The organism is Streptococcus sp. 4886 (assembly GCF_013276485.1).
In the GTDB taxonomy this organism is placed as follows: Bacteria; Bacillota; Bacilli; order Lactobacillales; family Streptococcaceae; genus Streptococcus.
The window spans coordinates 35,600-53,430 of record NZ_VMLD01000011.1 but is presented as its reverse complement, the minus strand read 5'-3'; the positions used below and the strand labels follow the sequence as shown (position 1 = coordinate 53,430).

General features: G+C 39.5%; 15 protein-coding genes. All 15 read right to left on the bottom strand.

From position 1 onward, the window contains the following. Nucleotides 1–66 precede the first annotated feature (66 nt). Nucleotides 67–1,002, bottom strand: coding sequence for a manganese-dependent inorganic pyrophosphatase (locus HT679_RS06065; RefSeq protein ID WP_173213521.1), 936 nt, complete (start codon nt 1,000–1,002; stop codon nt 67–69). A gap of 92 nt (nt 1,003–1,094) precedes the next feature. Continuing rightward, nucleotides 1,095–1,250, bottom strand: a complete 156-nt coding sequence (locus HT679_RS11330) for a hypothetical protein (RefSeq protein WP_240149577.1) — start codon at nt 1,248–1,250, stop codon at nt 1,095–1,097. Beyond that, a complete protein-coding gene (locus tag HT679_RS06055; RefSeq protein WP_173213519.1) occupies nt 1,228–1,524 on the bottom strand; it encodes a GIY-YIG nuclease family protein in 297 nt (98 codons plus the stop codon). The genes HT679_RS11330 and HT679_RS06055 overlap by 23 nt, the downstream gene beginning before the upstream one ends. Further along, nucleotides 1,514–2,263: a tRNA1(Val) (adenine(37)-N6)-methyltransferase gene (locus tag HT679_RS06050; protein ID WP_000390778.1), complete on the bottom strand. Its 750-nt coding sequence runs from the start codon at nt 2,261–2,263 to the stop codon at nt 1,514–1,516. Before HT679_RS06050 ends, HT679_RS06055 begins: the two co-directional genes overlap by 11 nt. A gap of 53 nt (nt 2,264–2,316) precedes the next feature. Further along, nucleotides 2,317–2,676: a S1 RNA-binding domain-containing protein gene (locus tag HT679_RS06045; protein WP_000689593.1), complete on the bottom strand. Its 360-nt coding sequence runs from the start codon at nt 2,674–2,676 to the stop codon at nt 2,317–2,319. Nucleotide 2,677: 1 nt separating this feature from the next. Then, complete coding sequence (locus tag HT679_RS06040; protein WP_173213518.1) at nt 2,678–4,078, bottom strand: bifunctional Cof-type HAD-IIB family hydrolase/peptidylprolyl isomerase; 1,401 nt, start codon at nt 4,076–4,078, stop codon at nt 2,678–2,680. A gap of 79 nt (nt 4,079–4,157) precedes the next feature. Further along, complete coding sequence (locus HT679_RS06035) at nt 4,158–4,661, bottom strand: GNAT family N-acetyltransferase (RefSeq protein ID WP_173213517.1); 504 nt, start codon at nt 4,659–4,661, stop codon at nt 4,158–4,160. Between the two features lie 172 nt (nt 4,662–4,833). Continuing rightward, nucleotides 4,834–5,073 carry a 30S ribosomal protein S18 gene (gene rpsR, locus HT679_RS06030; RefSeq protein WP_000068664.1) on the bottom strand — a complete coding sequence of 80 codons (240 nt, stop codon included), beginning with the start codon at nt 5,071–5,073 and terminating at the stop codon, nt 4,834–4,836. 31 nt (nt 5,074–5,104) lie between these two features. Further along, a complete protein-coding gene (gene ssbA / locus HT679_RS06025) occupies nt 5,105–5,575 on the bottom strand; it encodes a single-stranded DNA-binding protein SsbA (protein ID WP_000609606.1) in 471 nt (156 codons plus the stop codon). An 11-nt stretch (nt 5,576–5,586) separates the two neighbouring features. Further along, nucleotides 5,587–5,877: a 30S ribosomal protein S6 gene (gene rpsF, locus HT679_RS06020; protein ID WP_001151785.1), complete on the bottom strand. Its 291-nt coding sequence runs from the start codon at nt 5,875–5,877 to the stop codon at nt 5,587–5,589. 163 nt (nt 5,878–6,040) lie between these two features. After that, the gene (locus HT679_RS06015) at nt 6,041–13,780 is read right to left on the bottom strand and encodes a Rib/alpha-like domain-containing protein (RefSeq protein WP_173213516.1); all 7,740 of its coding nucleotides are present in this window, start codon (nt 13,778–13,780) and stop codon (nt 6,041–6,043) included. Nucleotides 13,781–14,221: 441 nt separating this feature from the next. Beyond that, nucleotides 14,222–15,565 (bottom strand): asparagine--tRNA ligase, encoded by a 1,344-nt coding sequence (gene asnS / locus HT679_RS06010; RefSeq protein ID WP_000167160.1) that lies wholly within the window; start codon nt 15,563–15,565, stop codon nt 14,222–14,224. Between the two features lie 19 nt (nt 15,566–15,584). Then, on the bottom strand, nt 15,585–15,950 hold the full coding sequence (locus HT679_RS06005; RefSeq protein WP_042901328.1) for a VOC family protein: 366 nt from the start codon (nt 15,948–15,950) through the stop codon (nt 15,585–15,587). Beyond that, the gene (locus HT679_RS06000) at nt 15,943–17,130 is read right to left on the bottom strand and encodes a pyridoxal phosphate-dependent aminotransferase (protein ID WP_173213510.1); all 1,188 of its coding nucleotides are present in this window, start codon (nt 17,128–17,130) and stop codon (nt 15,943–15,945) included. The genes HT679_RS06005 and HT679_RS06000 overlap by 8 nt, the downstream gene beginning before the upstream one ends. Then, the gene (locus HT679_RS05995) at nt 17,127–17,615 is read right to left on the bottom strand and encodes a DUF5590 domain-containing protein (RefSeq protein WP_049512551.1); all 489 of its coding nucleotides are present in this window, start codon (nt 17,613–17,615) and stop codon (nt 17,127–17,129) included. The genes HT679_RS06000 and HT679_RS05995 overlap by 4 nt, the downstream gene beginning before the upstream one ends. Nucleotides 17,616–17,831: the final 216 nt, after the last annotated feature.

The window sequence follows — 17,831 nt, the reverse complement described above, 5'->3', positions numbered from 1 at the left end:
GGAGCCGAAACTCCTTTCGATATAAGGCAAACTAGCCTTTCCTAATTTGAATTAACACTCAAAATCTTAAGCATTAAAGCTTTCAGTCAATTGAGGTACCACTTGTTTCTTACGTGAAACGGCACCAGCAAGGAAGGCATGATTGTTTTCAAGTTTGAAGTTGAAAGCCGCTTCGACCTTGTCCATATTGGCACCAAGAGCCAAGATTTCTGAGTTTGAGTTGACGATATCTGTAATCATCAAGACAAAGTCAGAGTAGCCGTTTGCTGCGTTAGCAGCTTGCATTGCAGCTTCGATTTCTGCTTGGCGTTCCAAAACTTCAGCGATGTCAACTGTGTTTACTTGAGCAACACGGACATTATTTCCTTTCAATTCAAAAGTCTTAGCATCAATGTCAATCAATTCGTCAGCAGATTTGCTAGCCAAGTTGGTACCAGCTTTCAACATTGCCAAACCATATTCTTCCAAGTTTACACCAGCCAATTCAGCCAATTCAGGAGCAATGACTTTATCTGTTGGGTGTGTTGTTGGTGATTTCAAAAGAAGAGTATCTGAAATCAAACCTGAAAGCATCAAACCAGCAATCTCTTTAGGTACAGCTACACCATGTTCTTTGAACATACGGTAAACGATTGAAGACGCAGATCCAACTGGCTCCAAACGCATGTAAAGTGGGCTTGCGGTTTCAAAGTTAGCCACACGGTGGTGGTCTACAACACCATAAACTTCTACTTCAGCAATATCTGATACAGATTGTTGGAATTCATTGTGGTCAGTCAGGATAACTTGCTCTGCACCTTCTGCTTTAGCAGAAGTGATAACACGCGGTGCTTCCACACCAAAATAGTTCAAGACAAAGGCTGTTTCTTCATTTGGAGTTCCAAGGGCAACAGCTTCCGTATCCAAACCGTAAGCTTCTTTTGCAAGGTAAGCAAAAGCTACAGATGACCCGATGGCATCTGAGTCTGGATTTTGGTGACCAAATACTAGAATCTTAGACATGATAATACCTCATTTTGTTTATTCTCTTTATTGTAGCATTTTTTTCACTTTTTGACAAAAGTAAGAGGAGTCAAAGGGCTCCTCACGATTCTTCAAAATAACTGATACTCTTCGAAAATCTCTTCAAACCACGTCAGCTTCGCCTTGCCGTAGGTATGGGTACTGACTTCGTCAGTCTTATCTACAACCTCAAAGCAGTGCTTTGAGCAACCTACGGCTAGCTTCCTAGTTTGCTCTTTGATTTTCATTGAGTATGAGCAAATTTCTATCTTGATTTTCAGATAAAAATCTTTCCTTTTGTGGCCTCGTCTTACGCTTGAGAAGAGCTTCAGCTGACATGGCTTCTTCCTTACTGGCAAAACCTTGAGCATAGATAAGTTTGACTGGTAAGCGAGCCCTAGTATACTTGGCTCCCTTACCACTATTGTGCACAGCTACTCGTTTCTTGATATCTGTTGTATATCCTGTATAGTAAGAACCATCTCTACATTCTACTACATACATGAAAGCCTTATGATCCATAATAAATTTCTTCGAGTTCCGGCGTATAAGAGCCATCATCATTGTGGACAATGAGAGGTGGCAATACCTTAAAGCCACTTGTCGAGCCATCCTTGATAGCCTCAATCAAAAGCATATTGGCTTCCTTTTCTCTTTTTGGATAAACAAACTGCAGGCGCTTAGGGGCTAGATTATGCCGTTGTAACGTATCCAAAATATCCAGAAGTCGATCAGGACGATGAACCATGGCCAAACGCCCATTAGACTTGAGAATACTCTGGGCACTGCGACAGATTTCCTGCAAATTGGTCGTGATTTCATGGCGCGCCAAGAGATAATGTTCACTCTCGTTCAGGTTTGAATGAGGATCCACCTTGAAATAGGGTGGATTACACAAAATCATATCCACCTTACTTCCCTGAATGTAAGCAGGCATATTTTTCAAATCATCACAGATGACCTGCATCTGCTCTTCCAAACCATTCAAACGGACAGAGCGTTCAGCCATATCCGCCAAACGCTCCTGAATCTCAACAGCCAAAATCTGTGCCTGAGTACGAGTGCTAGCAAATAGCCCCACTGCTCCATTTCCAGCGCAGAAATCCACAATCAAGCCCTTTTTAGGAAAACGTGGAAAACGTGACAAGAGAACACTATCCACCGAATAGCTAAAAACCTCTCTATTTTGAATGATTTTGATATCTGTTGAGAAGAGCTGGTTAATTCGCTCCCCTGATTTTAATAATTGTTCTTCTTCCATGGTTCTATTATAGCAGATTTATATTAACATTACAAAAAATATAAAATTCTAAACTACTTCTTCTTTTTTAAATAGTGCAGGGCTTCTCTAGTCCAAATTGGCATCATTCGTTTAAGAGGCGCAAAGCCGTAGTTAAAGCGGTCGCTTGAAAAGCGTCTCCGTCTCGGAAACTGGTGCTTTTCTTCCTCCAAAGTGCGGATAGAAAGACTGGCTTTCCCTGTAAATTCATCTAAATCCACTACCTGAACTTGAACCTCTTCATCGACTTTCAAGGCTTCATGAATATTTTCAATAAAGCCTGTCCGAATCTCTGAAATGTGAATCAGCCCTGTATCACCTGTCTCTAGCTCAACAAAGGCACCGTAGGGCTGAATCCCTGTAATACGCCCCTTTAGCTTATCACCGATTTTCATCTTAGTCCTCGATTTCAATTGTTTCAATCACAACATCTTCAACTGGCTTGTCCATCGCCCCCGTCTCAACAGCAGCAATGGTATCCAAGACAGCATAAGAAGCTTCATCAGCTAGCTGACCAAAAACAGTGTGTCGACGGTCTAGGTGAGGTGTCCCACCTTGATTGGCATAGATTTCTGCGATCGGTTCTGGCCAACCACCACGAGCAATTTCTTTCTTAGAATAAGGCAAATGTTGATTTTGCACGATAAAGAACTGGCTGCCGTTGGTATTTGGACCAGCATTGGCCATGGAAAGAGCACCACGGATATTGTAAAGTTCTTCTGAGAATTCATCCTCAAATGATTCGCCGTAGATTGACTCGCCACCCATACCAGTTCCAGTTGGGTCTCCACCTTGAATCATAAAGTCCTTGATAATACGGTGGAAAATGACTCCATCATAGTAGCCATCTTTTGAAAGTGCAACAAAGTTAGCCACTGTTTTAGGAGCATGTTCAGGGAAAAGTTTAATACGCAAGTCTCCGTGATTGGTCTTAATAGTCGCGATAGGACCTTCTACTGTTTCAATGTCTACTTGTGGGAAATGCAATTCTTTTTCTACCATACCAAATCCTTCTAAGGCATCAAAAATGCCATCTTCTTCTAGTGCTTTTGTAATATAATCTGCTTTTTCTTTGATCTTATCATGAGAAATTCCCATTGCAACGCTGATTCCAGCATAATCAAAGAGTTCCAAGTCGTTGAGGCCATCTCCAAAAACCATGACGTTCTCTGGTTTCAAGCCAAGATGTTCCACAACCTTTTCCACCCCCGTCGCTTTGGAGCCTGAAATCGGCACAATATCAGACGAATGTTGGTGCCAACGAACCATGCGAAGTTTGTCTGAGAGACTATCAGGCAAGTGCAAGTCATCTCCTTTATCTTCAAAAGTCCACATCTGATAAATATCTACTTTTTCATGGAAATCAGGATCCACATCCAAGTCGGGATAAATCGGATCAATAGCCTCACTGATCATCTCAGTTCGAGCGGAGAGTTTGGCAGCATGACTTCCAACTAAACCATACTCAATTCCCTCTTGCTTAGCCCAAGAGATATACTCCTCAACATCTGATTTCTCAATCTGATGCTGATAAATGACCTGACCTTTTTTATCTTCAATATAGGCACCATTTAAGGTTACAAAAAAGTCAGGCTTGAGCTCACGAATCTCTGGAACGACACCAAAAATCCCCCGTCCAGAAGCAATACCTGTCAAAATTCCTTTCTCACGTAATTGCTTAAAAACAGCTGGGATTGAAGCTGGAATAAAACCTGTCTTTGAATTTCGCAATGTATCATCAATATCAAAAAAGACAATCTTGATCTTCTTTGCCTTGTATCTTAATTTGGCATCCATCTCACTACCTCTTTCAATCTAACTCTTTCCATTATACCATAAAGTAGCTAAATCCCCTATTTTCAAAAAATTTCCAGTTTTATTGTAAATCCTTGGATAAGTATAAAACTAAATCATCATCGTTTTGACAACTTGCACCCATTTCTAGCGGTTTATTTCTATACCAGACACCTGTCCCATCTGGAATGTAGCTCCGTCTGATATACAATCTCTGGGCAGGGCCATAGCCTAAGTGCAAACCTACACCAAGAGTGACCTTACTCGAAACAAACTTGACTCGTTTTTCTGCTTCTTCTAGCAGTTGATTCCCAATCCCTTGATTTCGAAAAGGCTCAAACACATTAAAATCTGATAATTCTGGATAGACTTCTGCAAAAGGACCATGTTTAGCAGAGGGCAAAATGGTAACGTAGCCCGCTACAGCACCATCAAACTCTGCAACTAAGACTTCTCTATCCCCACTTTCCTGTTCCAGAAAATATCTAGCCAAAATTTCCTCTCTACCAGGCCAACCTTGATTCATAAATCCATGAGATAAGTATTCAATATCAGACTTAATCATATTTCTAATCGTACAATTCATCTTTGACTTACCCACCTTTACTCTTTCTATTACCATTATAGCACGCCAAGGTCAGAAAAAAACTATCTCGTGAAAAAAGACCCAACCGGGTCTGAAAAAGAGGTCCACCCGGACCTCAACTCGCCCTTTCATTTCAATGCTCGTGAAAAAAAGACCCACCCGGGTCTTTTCTTTAATCTTCGTTTACGAAAGGCATCAAAGCCATTACGCGAGCGCGTTTGATAGCTGTTGTTACTTTACGTTGGTTTTTAGCTGAAGTTCCTGTTACACGACGAGGAAGGATTTTCCCACGTTCTGAAACGAAACGGCTAAGAAGCTCAGTATCTTTGTAATCAACATATTCAATTTTGTTTGCTGCGATGTAATCAACTTTTTTACGGCGTTTGAATCCGCCACGACGTTGTTGAGCCATGTTTTTTCTCCTTTATAATTTTAGTTGTCCATTAGAATGGTAAATCATCATCTGAAATATCCAATGGATTTGTTGCTCCAAATGGATTTTCATCACGTGAAAAGTCTGGTACTGAATTTGTAGGTGCTGAATAGTTTGCAGTTGGGGCAGAGTAAGCTCCACCTGTATGACCTTCACGCACACTACGGCTTTCCAACATTTGGAAATTCTCAGCCACGACCTCTGTCACGTAGACACGTTGTCCTTGCTGGTTATCGTAACTACGAGTCTGGATACGACCTGTCACCCCGATAAGTGAGCCTTTTTTAGCCCAGTTAGCAAGATTTTCTGCCTGTTGGCGCCACATAACGACATTGATAAAATCAGCCTCACGTTCGCCATTTTGACTCTTAAATGTACGGTTTACTGCAAGAGTAAAAGTCGCAACTGCTACATTGGATGGGGTATAACGCAACTCAGCGTCACGTGTCATACGCCCTACAAGTACAACATTGTTAATCATAGTTTACCTTCTTACGCGTCAATTTTGACGATCATGTGACGAAGAATGTCAGCGTTGATTTTTGAAAGACGGTCAAACTCTTTAAGAGCTGCATCGTCGTTTGCTTCAACGTTAACGATGTGGTAAAGTCCTTCACGGAAATCTTGGATTTCGTATGCAAGACGACGTTTTTCCCAAGTTTTTGATTCAACAACAGTTGCACCGTTGTCAGTCAAAATAGAGTCAAAACGTGCTACCAAAGCGTTTTTAGCTTCTTCTTCAATGTTTGGACGAATGATATAAAGAATTTCGTATTTAGCCATTGATATGTTCCTCCTTTTGGTCTAATGACCCCAAGACTTTGCAAGGGGTAAGTGAGGTTCGCTCACAATAAACTATTATACTAGAAAAAATTTTTTTACGCAAGTAAAAACACTAAAATAAAAAAAGAAGATGACGAATCATCTTCTCAAAAACTATGAGTTTTTAGTCTTCTTTTTTCTTGCGAGCAAGAAGTCCAAATCCACCTAGGGCTCCAAGAAGTCCAAGCGCTGCGAGGCTAGCGTTAGCTTCTGTACCTGTGTTAGGCAATTCTTTTTGACCATCAACGTATTTAGGTGTTGCTGGTTGGGTAGCTGAATCAGTTGCTACTGATGGTTCAGCTGGTGTTGGAACAGCAGGTTGGCTTGGAGTTGTTGGTTGTTCCGGTTGCACTGGAGCTACTGGTTGTTCTTGATCGATTGGATTTGTCACTTTCTTATAGTGATGTAAGGTATTTCCTTTAGCATCCGTTGTCGAATGACTATATTCATATCCTTCCAACTCTATCGGATTGTGTTTTCCTTCTTTATCTGAAGTAATTCGGTTACCATTTTCATCTAGGTATTCCGTTACAATTTGAACTGTTGAATCACCATTTTGAGCAATGACTCCTCCACCATTTTGTGATTTAGGTGTTACTGTTACTGGTACGTCGACTGTAATAATACGACCATCCGGTAATTTTACTTTCACTTTAACCACTGGTTTTACTCCAGGTGTTTCAGTTGTTGGAATTTCTCCTACTTCTACAATTTCCCAACCTTCTGGTAGATCTACTTTCTTCTTAACATCTTCTTCAGTAATTGGTGTTCCCACTTCTACTACAATAGGTGTTACTTTCGGTGTTACGATTACTGGTACATCTACTTCAATTATCTCACCAGTTGGAACTTTGATTTTCACTTTAACGCTTGGTTTTACTCCAGCTGGAATTGTTGTTGGGATTTCTCCTACTTCTACAATTTCCCATCCTGGCTCTTTTGGTAAATCAATATGACCTTTTACATCATCTGGTGTGATTGGAGTTCCTTGTGGTACAACAATTTGTCTTACAGTTGGTGTTACGATTACCGGTACGTCGACTGTAATCTTACGTCCATCTGGTAATTCAATTTCCACTGAAACAACTGGTTTTGTTCCTGGTGTTGTAGTCGTTGGAATTTCGCCCACTTTTGTTACAGTCCATCCTTTTGGCAATTCGATATGTTTCTTAACATCTTCTGACGTTACAGGCGTTCCTACTGAAACTACTACAGGTGTTACTTTCGGCGTTACGATTACTGGGATATTCATCGTTACTCGAATTCCATTTGGCAATTCAACTACAACTGGAATACTTGGTCTTTCACCTGGAACATCTGTTGTAGGTTTATCTCCAATTGAGATAACTTTTACTCCTTTTGGAATGTGTTTTTCAACATCCTCAGCAGTAATTGGATCACCTTGTTTTTTAACAATATCTTCAATAGGTGTCACATTCACTGGTACTTCTACAGTAACTATTTTGTCATTTGGTAATGTAATCGTTACTTTTACTGGATCTTTCTTACCTGGTGTTGTTAAGTCTGGAAGATCTCCTACCTTAACTGTTGCTCCGTCTGGTACTTTAATTTGTTTTAATACATCCTCTGGAGTCAATTTATCTTTTGTAACTGGTGTTTCAATTGGTGTAATTGGTGTTACATTTACTGGAACTTCTACTGTTATTACTTTTCCATTCGGTAATTCCACAGTTACTTTCACTGGATCTTTCTTACCTGGTGTTGTTAAGTCTGGAATGTTTTCTACCTTCGTTACCTTGCCACCTTCTGGAATCGTGATTCTCTTAGTGTAATCCTCTGGTGTTAATGGAGTCTTCGTAACCGGAGTTTCAATTTCCTTCACTGGTGTTACGTTCACTGGGACTTCCACTGTAATTACTTTCCCATTTGGTAATTCTACCGTTACTTTAACTGGATCTTTCTTACCTGGCGTTGTTAAGTCTGGAATGTTCTCAACATTCGTTACCTTGCCTTCTGCAGGAACTTTAACATATTTAGAAATATCATCTTTTGTTAAAGGTGTATTCGTCACTGGGGTTTCGATTGGTTTTGGTTTATCTTCCACTACTTTAATGGTTGCTGGAACTTCTACTAATACATTACCATTTTTATCTTTTACTACAACTGTAACTGGTTTATCCCCTGGAGTTGTTCCATCATATGGAGTTGTTTGTCCTTCTGGAACTTTGTATTCAAACGTTGACCCTTCTGGATAGTCACTTGGTGTGATACTATCTTCAGCTTTAGGTTTATCTTTATCTTCAGCATTTACTGGAATTAATTGTTCTTTACCTTGAACGACTTTAATCTTCGCAGGTACTTCTACAATTGTATCTCCATCTGAATCTTTCACGACTACAGTAACATCTTTTTCACCTGGTGTTGTTCCATCATATGGAGTTGTTTGTCCCTCTGGAGTCTTGTATTCAAATGTTGATTCTTCTGGATAATCATCCGGTGTAATGCTATCTTGTGGTTTTGGTTTCTTATCATTTTCAGCATTTATAGGGACATATTGTGTCTTAGATTCTACTACTACAATTGTCGCTGGAATTTCTGTAATTGGTTGTCCATTCAACTTAGCTACTACCGTTACAGGTTTCTCACCTGGTGTTGTTGTATCTACCGGAGTGTTATCTTTATATTCAAATGTTGTTCCAGTTGGGAAATCATTTGGATTAATGTTTTCTTTTGGATCTGGCTGTTTCTTAGCTGGATCTACTGGTACATATTTAGGATAACTTTCTACTACTCGTACTGTAGATGGTACTTCAACTAATACCTTATCCCCTTGTTTCACAACAACAGTAACTTTCTTATCACCTGGTGTAGTTGTATCTACTTCTTCTTTGTACTCAAATGTTGCATCTTTTGGATAATCATCCGTATCAATACTATCTTCAGGTGATGGTTGTTTTTTACCTTCATTAACTGGAACGATTTGTGGGTAATCTTGTACAACTTTCACTTTTGTTGGAACTTCAACAAGTGTATCATCTCCATCTTTCGCAACAACAACCACATCTTTTTCGCCCGGCGTTGTTGTGTCTACAGGTGTCTTGTACTCAAATGTTATTCCATCTGGGTATTGTTCTGGATCAATACTCTTAGAAGCATCTGGTTGCGGTTTACTTGGATCTGCTACTACGTATTGTGTCTTAGGTTCAACGACCATCACTTTTGCTGGGACTTTTGCAATAACTTCATCGCCAATCTTCGCTACAACTACCACATCTTTTTCGCCTGGCCTTGTTGTATCTACAGGAGTTTCATAAGTAAACTCTGTATCTTTAGGGAAGGCTTTAGGATCAATACTTCCTTCAACAGCTGGTTGTTTTTTATCCTTGTCTACTGGCACAAATTGTGGATAGCTTTCTACAACACGTACAGTTGCTGGGACTTCTGCAATAGGATTACCCTCTTTATCTTTTACAATGACATTGACTGTATAATCACCAGGCATTGTGGTATTCACTGGAGTTTTTGGATCATATTCAAATGTTGAATCATCTGGATATTCTGTTTTATCAATACTGTTTTCTGGATTTGGTTGTTTATTGTTTTCATCCACTGGAACGATTTGAGGAACTCCCTCTACAACAGTTACTGGAACTTTAACAACGGTTGTTTTTTCTTCCCTATCAACAGTGTACTTCACAGTAACAGTTACATCAGTATCATCTGACAAATCTGGATTTTCTACATTTTCATCAATACTTACATTTGTAACATTTGCTGGAAGTTTTCCTTTAAATGTACCATCTGCAATAGCTTCTTTCGCTTTGGTAAGAGCTTTTTCTTTTGCTTTTTCCTTGTCGCTATCTTTGGCAACGATAATACCTTGTGGTGTTGGTTTTGGAAGAACTGTTACTTTAACTTTTACTGGTTCTGTTAAAGTTGCTCCATTTTGATCTGTGTAAGTAACCGGAACTGTGACTTCTTTCACACCTGGGTTTGCAGTAATATCTTTTGCTAAATCTGTAGGCTCACCCTTCGTTCCTTTTTCCCCTGGAGTAACAGCATCTGTAATATCCTTAGCTGTAATTTCATCTCCTTCAAATACAACTTTAGATGTCGGAGTTGAACCAACTACATTTACAGGAACGTCGACGTCAACTGAAATATCATCAATAACTTTTCCAGTAGCCTTATCTCTATATTTAACAGTTACTGACACTGGAGTTTGTTGCCCATTTTGATCAGTTTTTGGAGTTACAATAGCGTCATCTGTTATGAATGGAGTTACACCATCAGGAACATTTGTTAGTCCAGTAATTGCTTTATTAACGTTTGCTCGAATCGCATCGATTAAGTTCTCGTTAGATGTACCGTTTAAGACTGTAATGCCTTTTGGTTCTGGTTTTGGTAATACTGTTACAGGGACATTTACAGTTTCATCTCCAGTTGAATATTTAACTGTAGTTGGTACTACTACGTCTGTTGCTCCAACTTTTCCTGTTGTATCTGGTAAATTCGCATCCGTTGGATCTTGTACTGTTCCACCTTTACCTGGTGTAACTGCTTCTTTTACTTTAGCTGGATCTGGTTTTTGACCTTCTACAACGTAGACAGATTTAGTTTCAGAACCTTTAACGTTTACAGTAATTTCAGCATCTTTTGTATATTCAACTCCATCTACTGTGTAAGTTACTGGAACTTTTACTGTCCCTCTTTTTGTTCCTTTTTCTGCAGTCATTGTTGCTAAAACTTTTTCTGTAATCTCACCAACCACTACATCTTTAAAACCTTCTGGTAATTTAGCTTTGAAATCAGCTGATGTTGCTACTTCTGTCGCTTTTGTTTTAGCAACTTCTTTTACTTTATCTACTGAGGCTCCTTTGTGTACTTCTACTTCACCAGTTGCTTTTGGTAAGACAGTTACTGGAACTTCAACAGTTTCATTAATGTTTGTTCCATTTATTTCATGTGTGATAGTTGTAGGAATCTTAAGTCCTGCTTCCCCAGCTTTTCCTGTTGTATTAATCACATCTGCTTCATTAGGATTATTCACCACTCCAGTTTTAGTATTAATTGTTGCTGATGTAACAGAAGATTTCACTTGGTCATCAGTAATCTTGTCTCCTTCGAATACTACTAACTTATTGGTAGTTGATTTCACTACATTTACTTCTATATCTACAGTATTTTTATAATTTTTTCCATCTCGACTATGAACTACTGGCACTTTTATAACACCGGCATTCTCTTTCGCTACGTCAGTAGCAACAACTCCCGTAGACATTCCTTGATCATCTAGAGTAGCCGTAGCATTAGTTTCATCCAGTTTTCTCTTGTATTCTTCTGATTCAATCGTTTCTTTCGCTTTTGATTTAGATAGCTCCTTGATCTTATCTAAACTAGTTCCGACTGGAACAGTGATTTTATCAACATCAGTAAATGAATCGATATACAAGGTCTTTTTATATTTGTAGTTCGGTTCATTTGAATATTTAAGACTTGGAGCATTGACATTTTCTGAAACATCATAAAAATTGGAATCATTATTTCCATATCTATGGAGAACATTTCCCAAACTATCATCTCCTGGAAATCCATTTTGACCTGAAACTTCAAAGGTAGAACTACCCACATAATCTGCTGTTGTTTCAAATGGAATTTTAACAATAAAGTCTGATTTACGATTATCTCCAGCTATAATCCCTCTTTTTGAAGAATCAACAAGAAAACTTAGCTCTGACTTAATTTTATCAAATCTAAAATCACTTGTCCATGTATTATTTAGTTCCCAAGCAGACTGTCCGTTAGCAGTATTCAAATCTAGCCTACCACTTGGCGTACCTAGTGAGCCAAGTACAACACCTTTCGGTACTTTAATCGTTACTTTATATTTTGTTTGGAATCCAGTGATAGACGCTCCACCTAAGTTTCGTATGTTTAAATCAATTGTTCCTGTTTGTTTTTTACCATATATAGCATCATCGGTAAACCCATATTTCCCAGATTTCTTTTCACTAGTGATATTAGTTGAAATATTAACGGCTGGACCTGTAGCAATCCCGATACCTCCAATGATATAACCATCTTCGATAGGGTTATTGCCAAGTGTTTTGTTGGTTTGTCCTGGACTTCCTGCTTCAACAATCACACGAACTTTTGTAGTTCCCTCTGGGATATGGACAGCACGAAGTAAATTTCGCCAACCATTTCCGACACTGCCAGGATTTTGCTCAAACTCATTTGTTGATTTTCCATTTTTACGCTTCAATTCCGTTAGTTTTTGACCAGTATAAGCATCTACTATTGTTAATTTAACATTTTCTCCTTCTGATGGTAAAGCAAGTGGTCCATAAGCTCCATTATGTAAAACATTCACAAAGAGCAGAGAGTTAGGGTTAACATCCACATCTCGATAAATTCCATTACCTTTCTTCCCTAACTCTAAGTAATAGTCTCTATCAACCCTTCCTAATCCCACTTTTTTCATGTCCTCTGCAGAAATTAACCCAGATAACATACCACCACCTGCATTAGGTCTATTTTGTCCACCAGTGGCTGTTACTTTATCATTATTGCTATATAGCTTAGCAGATTTCGGAGTGTAGGTTTGGTTAGGTTTAGGGGTGATATTGGTAGGGGATTCTCCTTTTACTAGAGTCACCTTTTCTGTATTATTTGTTAATTTCCAACCATTTAGCTTGGTGCCATCTGCTGCCTGTTCTCTGGTAAGTTCTAGTTCCTTCCAATGATATGTAGCTGAACCAACATTCGGACTATTAGTATCCGGACCTAATTGTTGATCCCCACTATCTTTTTGTTTACTAATAGCACTAGAGAAGTTCTGTTCACCAAAACCTTCCTTTAAATTTGCAAAAACACCTGTTTCATTATTATTCCCAAATCTAACAGCATTATTATTGATTGGTGCACCCCAATCAACTTTACCTGATTGATAATAACGAAGAGTATCTTTTTGAGCTTTTAGCTTTTGGAGAGCAGCATGCTTTTCTTTTTCAGTTGTTAGACTAGCTATTTCTACGTTATAAATAGTTTCTGACTTAGTCTTAATCGTGTTCAAAAGTTCAACAAATTCTTTATCTATCTCACCCTCTCCCTTTGCTTCCTCAGTAGAGATTTTAGCCGTAAGTTTTGTAATTTCACCTTGTAATTCTTGTTTAGCTTTTGTCAGTTCATCATCTGATACTCTTGCTACATCTGCAAGCGGAGTTTCTTGAGCACCTGTAGCCTCTCTAAACCCGCTTTCCCCTTTTCCTGGAATCGCTTGTCCATTACGCGAGTCTTGATTATTGTTTGCTTCCTTCTTTTCTGCTTTTGGCATACTTTCAATAACGAAAGCTTTGTTTTTTAATTCTCGCGTAGCTTTATCTACTTCTTCTTGTGTTGCTTTTTCATTTGATAGGAAGGTTTGAGCCTTAGCTAGTTCTTCCTTAGCATTTTCGATGGTTGCGGCAGTCTTTTCAGATACGCCTGCTTTTTCAAGAGCTGATTGCATACGAGCAATAGCAACTCCCAATTTGCTTGTATCAACCTTTGTAACTTCTGACGCTTCAATTGCTGTTTCTGGTTGTGGTTCCACAGTTGCTGGCACCTCTGGAACTGATGCCGCCGGTTCCATTTCTGAGTCTGTCGAACTTTCACTTGCTAGTGTATTGTCATTCACTTTTGAAAGTGAGAGCGATTCACTATCTCCCTGTACTCCTCCTTCAGCACCTACTTCTGGTCTAGCTGGAACTACTGGAGAATTTGCTTGAACGCTGCCCCCACCTAAGAAAAACAATCCTGTAGCTACAGCTACACTAGCTACCCCAAAACTAACCTTACGAATGCTATAACGTGTAAATTTTTCCACTTGTGAACGAGCATGTACGCCTTTATTCTTAAACATTGCTACACTCCTTTTGTAATGATTATCTGTTAATATGTTTTGAGAAGGCAAATAAAAAGCCCCCCCTAAAATATAGTAGCATATTTTAAATGGGCTTAATTTATTATACTCTTTTTTTATCTACAAATCAAACATTATGACGTAACTAAAAATCTAAAATTTTCGTCTTATACTCAATGAAAGTCAAAGAGCAAACTAGGAAGCTAGCCGCAAGCTGTACTTGAGTACGGCAAGGCGACGCTGACGTGGTTTGAAGAGATTTTCGAAGAGTATTATTTGTTAAAACATTCAGAAGATTAGCTATGACTCGAACTCTAAGAGCACTAAAGGCTGGGCAAAAACCCGCTTTTGTCTTATTTCAATCCACTATACCTAATAATATTTCCTTTCGTTTCCAGAGCTTTCTATAGAAAAAAACGCCACAATGGGCGTTTCCTATTCTTACGGTTTGATACGATGCAACATACGTGGGAATGGGATAGCTTCACGGATGTGTTTTGTTCCTGCTGCAAATGTTACCATACGTTCGATACCGATACCAAATCCACCGTGTGGAACTGTACCGTATTTACGAAGGTCAAGGTAGAATTCATATTCTGTACGATCCATGCCAAGTTCATCCATCTTAGCAACTAATGCATCGTAGTCTTCCTCACGCATAGACCCACCGATAATTTCTCCATAGCCTTCTGGGGCAAGCAAGTCTGCACAAAGCACGCGCTCTGGATTTCCAGGAACTGGTTTCATGTAGAAGGCTTTGATGGCTGCTGGATAGTTCATGACAAATGTTGGCACACCAAAGTGGTTTGAAATCCAAGTTTCGTGTGGTGAACCAAAGTCATCGCCATGCTCAAGATGCTCGTAGTCAGCATCTTCATCATTTTCATGCTCTTGCAAGAGGTCAATAGCTTGATCGTAAGTGATGCGTTTGAAGGGCTCTGCAATGTAGCGTTTCAAGAGTTCTGTATCACGTTCCAAGGTTTCCAAGGCTTGAGGCGCGCGGTCAAGAACACCTTGTAGAAGAGCTTTCACATAAGCTTCTTGCAAGTCAAGTGACTCATCGTGAGTCAAGTATGAGTACTCTGCGTCCATCATCCAGAACTCAGTCAAGTGACGGCGTGTTTTTGATTTTTCAGCACGGAATACCGGACCAAAGTCAAAGACACGACCAAGAGCCATAGCCCCTGCTTCTAGGTAAAGTTGACCTGACTGGCTCAAGTAGGCTGGCGTTCCGAAGTAGTCCGTTTCAAAGAGTTCAGTTGAATCTTCTGCCGCGTTTCCTGAAAGGATTGGGCTGTCAAATTTCATGAAACCGTTCTTGTCGAAGAACTCATAAGTTGCATAGATAATAGCGTTACGGATTTGCATCACGGCCACTTGCTTACGAGAACGAAGCCACAAGTGACGGTTGTCCATCAAGAAGTCTGTTCCGTGTTCTTTTGGTGTAATTGGGTAGTCTTGAGATTCACCAATCACTTCGATGTCTGTAATGTCCAACTCATAACCAAATTTAGAACGTTCGTCTTCTTTAACAATTCCTGTCACATAAACAGAAGTTTCTTGGCTCAAGCGTTTGATGACATCAAACTTCTCAAGTCCTACTTCTTCACCAAATTTTTCTACAAAGTTTGGTTTAAAGGCTACACCTTGGAAGAAAGCTGTTCCATCACGCAATTGCAAAAAAGCGATTTTTCCTTTTCCTGATTTGTTGGCAACCCAAGCACCAATCGTCACTTCCTGACCAACATAGTCTTTTACATCAATAATCGTTACACGTTTTGTCATTGTTTTTCCTTTTTCTTTTTTATTCTTTATGGCAAACCACTTCTATATTGTTCCCATCTGGATCAATCACAAAAGTAGCGTAGTAAATCGGTTGCTCACTGCGATAACCAGGAGCTCCATTGTCTCGCCCACCTGCCTCTAAACCAGCCTCATAACAAGCTTGAACCTCTTCCTTATTTTCTGCTAAAAAAGCAAAGTGAATAGGATTTTGCTTCCCCTGAGCCAGCCAAAAATCACCACCAGGATGAGGGCTGTTTGGGGCAAGAAAACTGATTAGAGAAGTGGTCTTAAAAGCCAATTTATAGCCCAAAGGAGCGAGAAAACTCCTATAAAATCCTTCTGAAATTTGTAAATCCTTTACCTTAATTTCAAAATGATCAATCATTCTCACTACCCATAAATGCTTTCAAGCGTTTAACTGCTTCTTTAAGCGTGTCTAGGTCTGTCGCATAACTGAGGCGCACATTTTCTGGTGCTCCGAATCCTGCTCCTGTAATCAAGGCTAGACCAACTTCTTCAAGAATAGCCGTTGTAAATGCTGTTACATCGCTATAACCTTTCATCTCCATAGCTTTTTTGACATTTGGAAAGAGATAGAAGGCTCCTTGTGGCTTAACGACTTCAAAACCAGGAACCTCACATAATAGCGGATAAATGGTATTGAGACGTTCCTCAAAAGCCTGGCGCATAACTTCCACAGAATCTTGCGGTCCAATTAGGGCTTCGATGGTTGCATATTGTGAAACAGCAGTTAGGTTAGAAGTTGTTTGTCCCGTCAATTTACTCATAGCTGCAATGATTTCAGGATCACCTACCGCATAACCAACTCGCCAACCCGTCATGGCATAGGCCTTAGATACACCGTTGATAACAATGGTTTGCTTACGAATTGCTTCTGATAGACTTGAGATTGGAACAAAGTCATTTCCATTATAAACAAGGCGACCGTATATATCATCAGCTAAAATCAGAATGTCATGCTCAACTGCCCAATTTCCGATAGCTAGTAATTCTTCACGAGTATAAATCATACCAGTCGGATTAGATGGTGAATTAAGAACCAAAACCTTTGTCTTATCTGTCCTAACTAGTTCTAGTTGATCCACCGTAACTTTAAAATCATTGTCTTCTTTAGCTTGAACAAAAACTGGAATCCCTTCTGCCATCTTGACCTGATCTCCATAGCTGACCCAATATGGAGTTGGGATGATGACTTCATCACCTGGATTGACCACAGCCATAAAGAAAGTATAGAGTGAGAACTTAGCACCGGTAGCAAAGGTAACCTCATTACTTGCGACAGAATAGCCATAGTAGCGCTCGAAGTAGGTGTTCACCGCAGCTTTTAATTCTGGTAGACCTGAAGCTACTGTATAGAAGGAAGCCTGTCCTTCTCGAATAGCTTTAACTGCTGCATCCTGAATATTTTCAGGAGTGTGAAAATCTGGTTGTCCCAAGGTCAAGAAAAGGACATCCTTACCTTGAGCTTTTAATTTTTTTGCTCTCGCATCACTAGCTAGAGTGACACTTTCTTCCATTTCTAAAACACGGTTGGATAGTTTCATAGGCCCTCCTTATTGACCAATGCTCCTGTTTCAAAATCTACTAGATAAAAATCAGAGCCTGACTTAACTTCCCAGATTGGCTTATCTTGATAACGGCCAAAGGTAATCTTGTCAATCTCGCCGGCTCCTTTTTCCTTAGAAACCGCTTCTGCTTTTTCTTGTGAAACACCTTGATTTAGCTGATAAACGTAGATCTTATGGTCATCTTTCCCAATCAGGACAGCAAGTGCTTCTTGTTTTTTATTACGACCAAGAACGCTGTAATAAGATTCCAAGCCATTGTATAAGTCAACCTGATCAGCCTGCTCTAATCCTGCATACTGCTGAGCTAATTTTTCTCCTTCACTTTTAGCTGTTTGATAAGGTTTCATACTCAGAAACACTAGATACAGAAAGGAAGCACTGATAACCACAAACAAAATCGTCATCCCTAGACCATACTGCCACAGTAGATTATTTTTTGCTTTATTTTGTCTTTTTTTCACTCGTCTATTTTACCATCTATCTTGCTTTATTACAAGTGAATATAAGAATACTCTTCGAAAATCAAATTCAAACCACGTCAGCTTCGCCTTGCCGTACCCAAGTACTGTCTGCGGCTAGCTTCCTAGTTTGCTCTTTAATTTTCATTGAGTATAAGAAACCAATTCTATTTCTCCCTTCAAAGCAAACAGATTTTTCTTAGTTAAAACCGAGCAAGA

Coding starts and splice junctions, on each gene's coding strand:
- HT679_RS06065 (WP_173213521.1), bottom strand. CDS start 1,002: ATGTCTAAGATTCTAGTATTTGGTCACCAAAATCCAGACTCAGATGCC.
- HT679_RS11330 (WP_240149577.1), bottom strand. CDS start 1,250: ATGAAAATCAAAGAGCAAACTAGGAAGCTAGCCGTAGGTTGCTCAAAG.
- HT679_RS06055 (WP_173213519.1), bottom strand. CDS start 1,524: ATGGATCATAAGGCTTTCATGTATGTAGTAGAATGTAGAGATGGTTCT.
- HT679_RS06050 (WP_000390778.1), bottom strand. CDS start 2,263: ATGGAAGAAGAACAATTATTAAAATCAGGGGAGCGAATTAACCAGCTC.
- HT679_RS06045 (WP_000689593.1), bottom strand. CDS start 2,676: ATGAAAATCGGTGATAAGCTAAAGGGGCGTATTACAGGGATTCAGCCC.
- HT679_RS06040 (WP_173213518.1), bottom strand. CDS start 4,078: ATGGATGCCAAATTAAGATACAAGGCAAAGAAGATCAAGATTGTCTTT.
- HT679_RS06035 (WP_173213517.1), bottom strand. CDS start 4,661: ATGAATTGTACGATTAGAAATATGATTAAGTCTGATATTGAATACTTA.
- rpsR (WP_000068664.1), bottom strand. CDS start 5,073: ATGGCTCAACAACGTCGTGGCGGATTCAAACGCCGTAAAAAAGTTGAT.
- ssbA (WP_000609606.1), bottom strand. CDS start 5,575: ATGATTAACAATGTTGTACTTGTAGGGCGTATGACACGTGACGCTGAG.
- rpsF (WP_001151785.1), bottom strand. CDS start 5,877: ATGGCTAAATACGAAATTCTTTATATCATTCGTCCAAACATTGAAGAA.
- HT679_RS06015 (WP_173213516.1), bottom strand. CDS start 13,780: ATGTTTAAGAATAAAGGCGTACATGCTCGTTCACAAGTGGAAAAATTT.
- asnS (WP_000167160.1), bottom strand. CDS start 15,565: ATGACAAAACGTGTAACGATTATTGATGTAAAAGACTATGTTGGTCAG.
- HT679_RS06005 (WP_042901328.1), bottom strand. CDS start 15,950: ATGATTGATCATTTTGAAATTAAGGTAAAGGATTTACAAATTTCAGAA.
- HT679_RS06000 (WP_173213510.1), bottom strand. CDS start 17,130: ATGAAACTATCCAACCGTGTTTTAGAAATGGAAGAAAGTGTCACTCTA.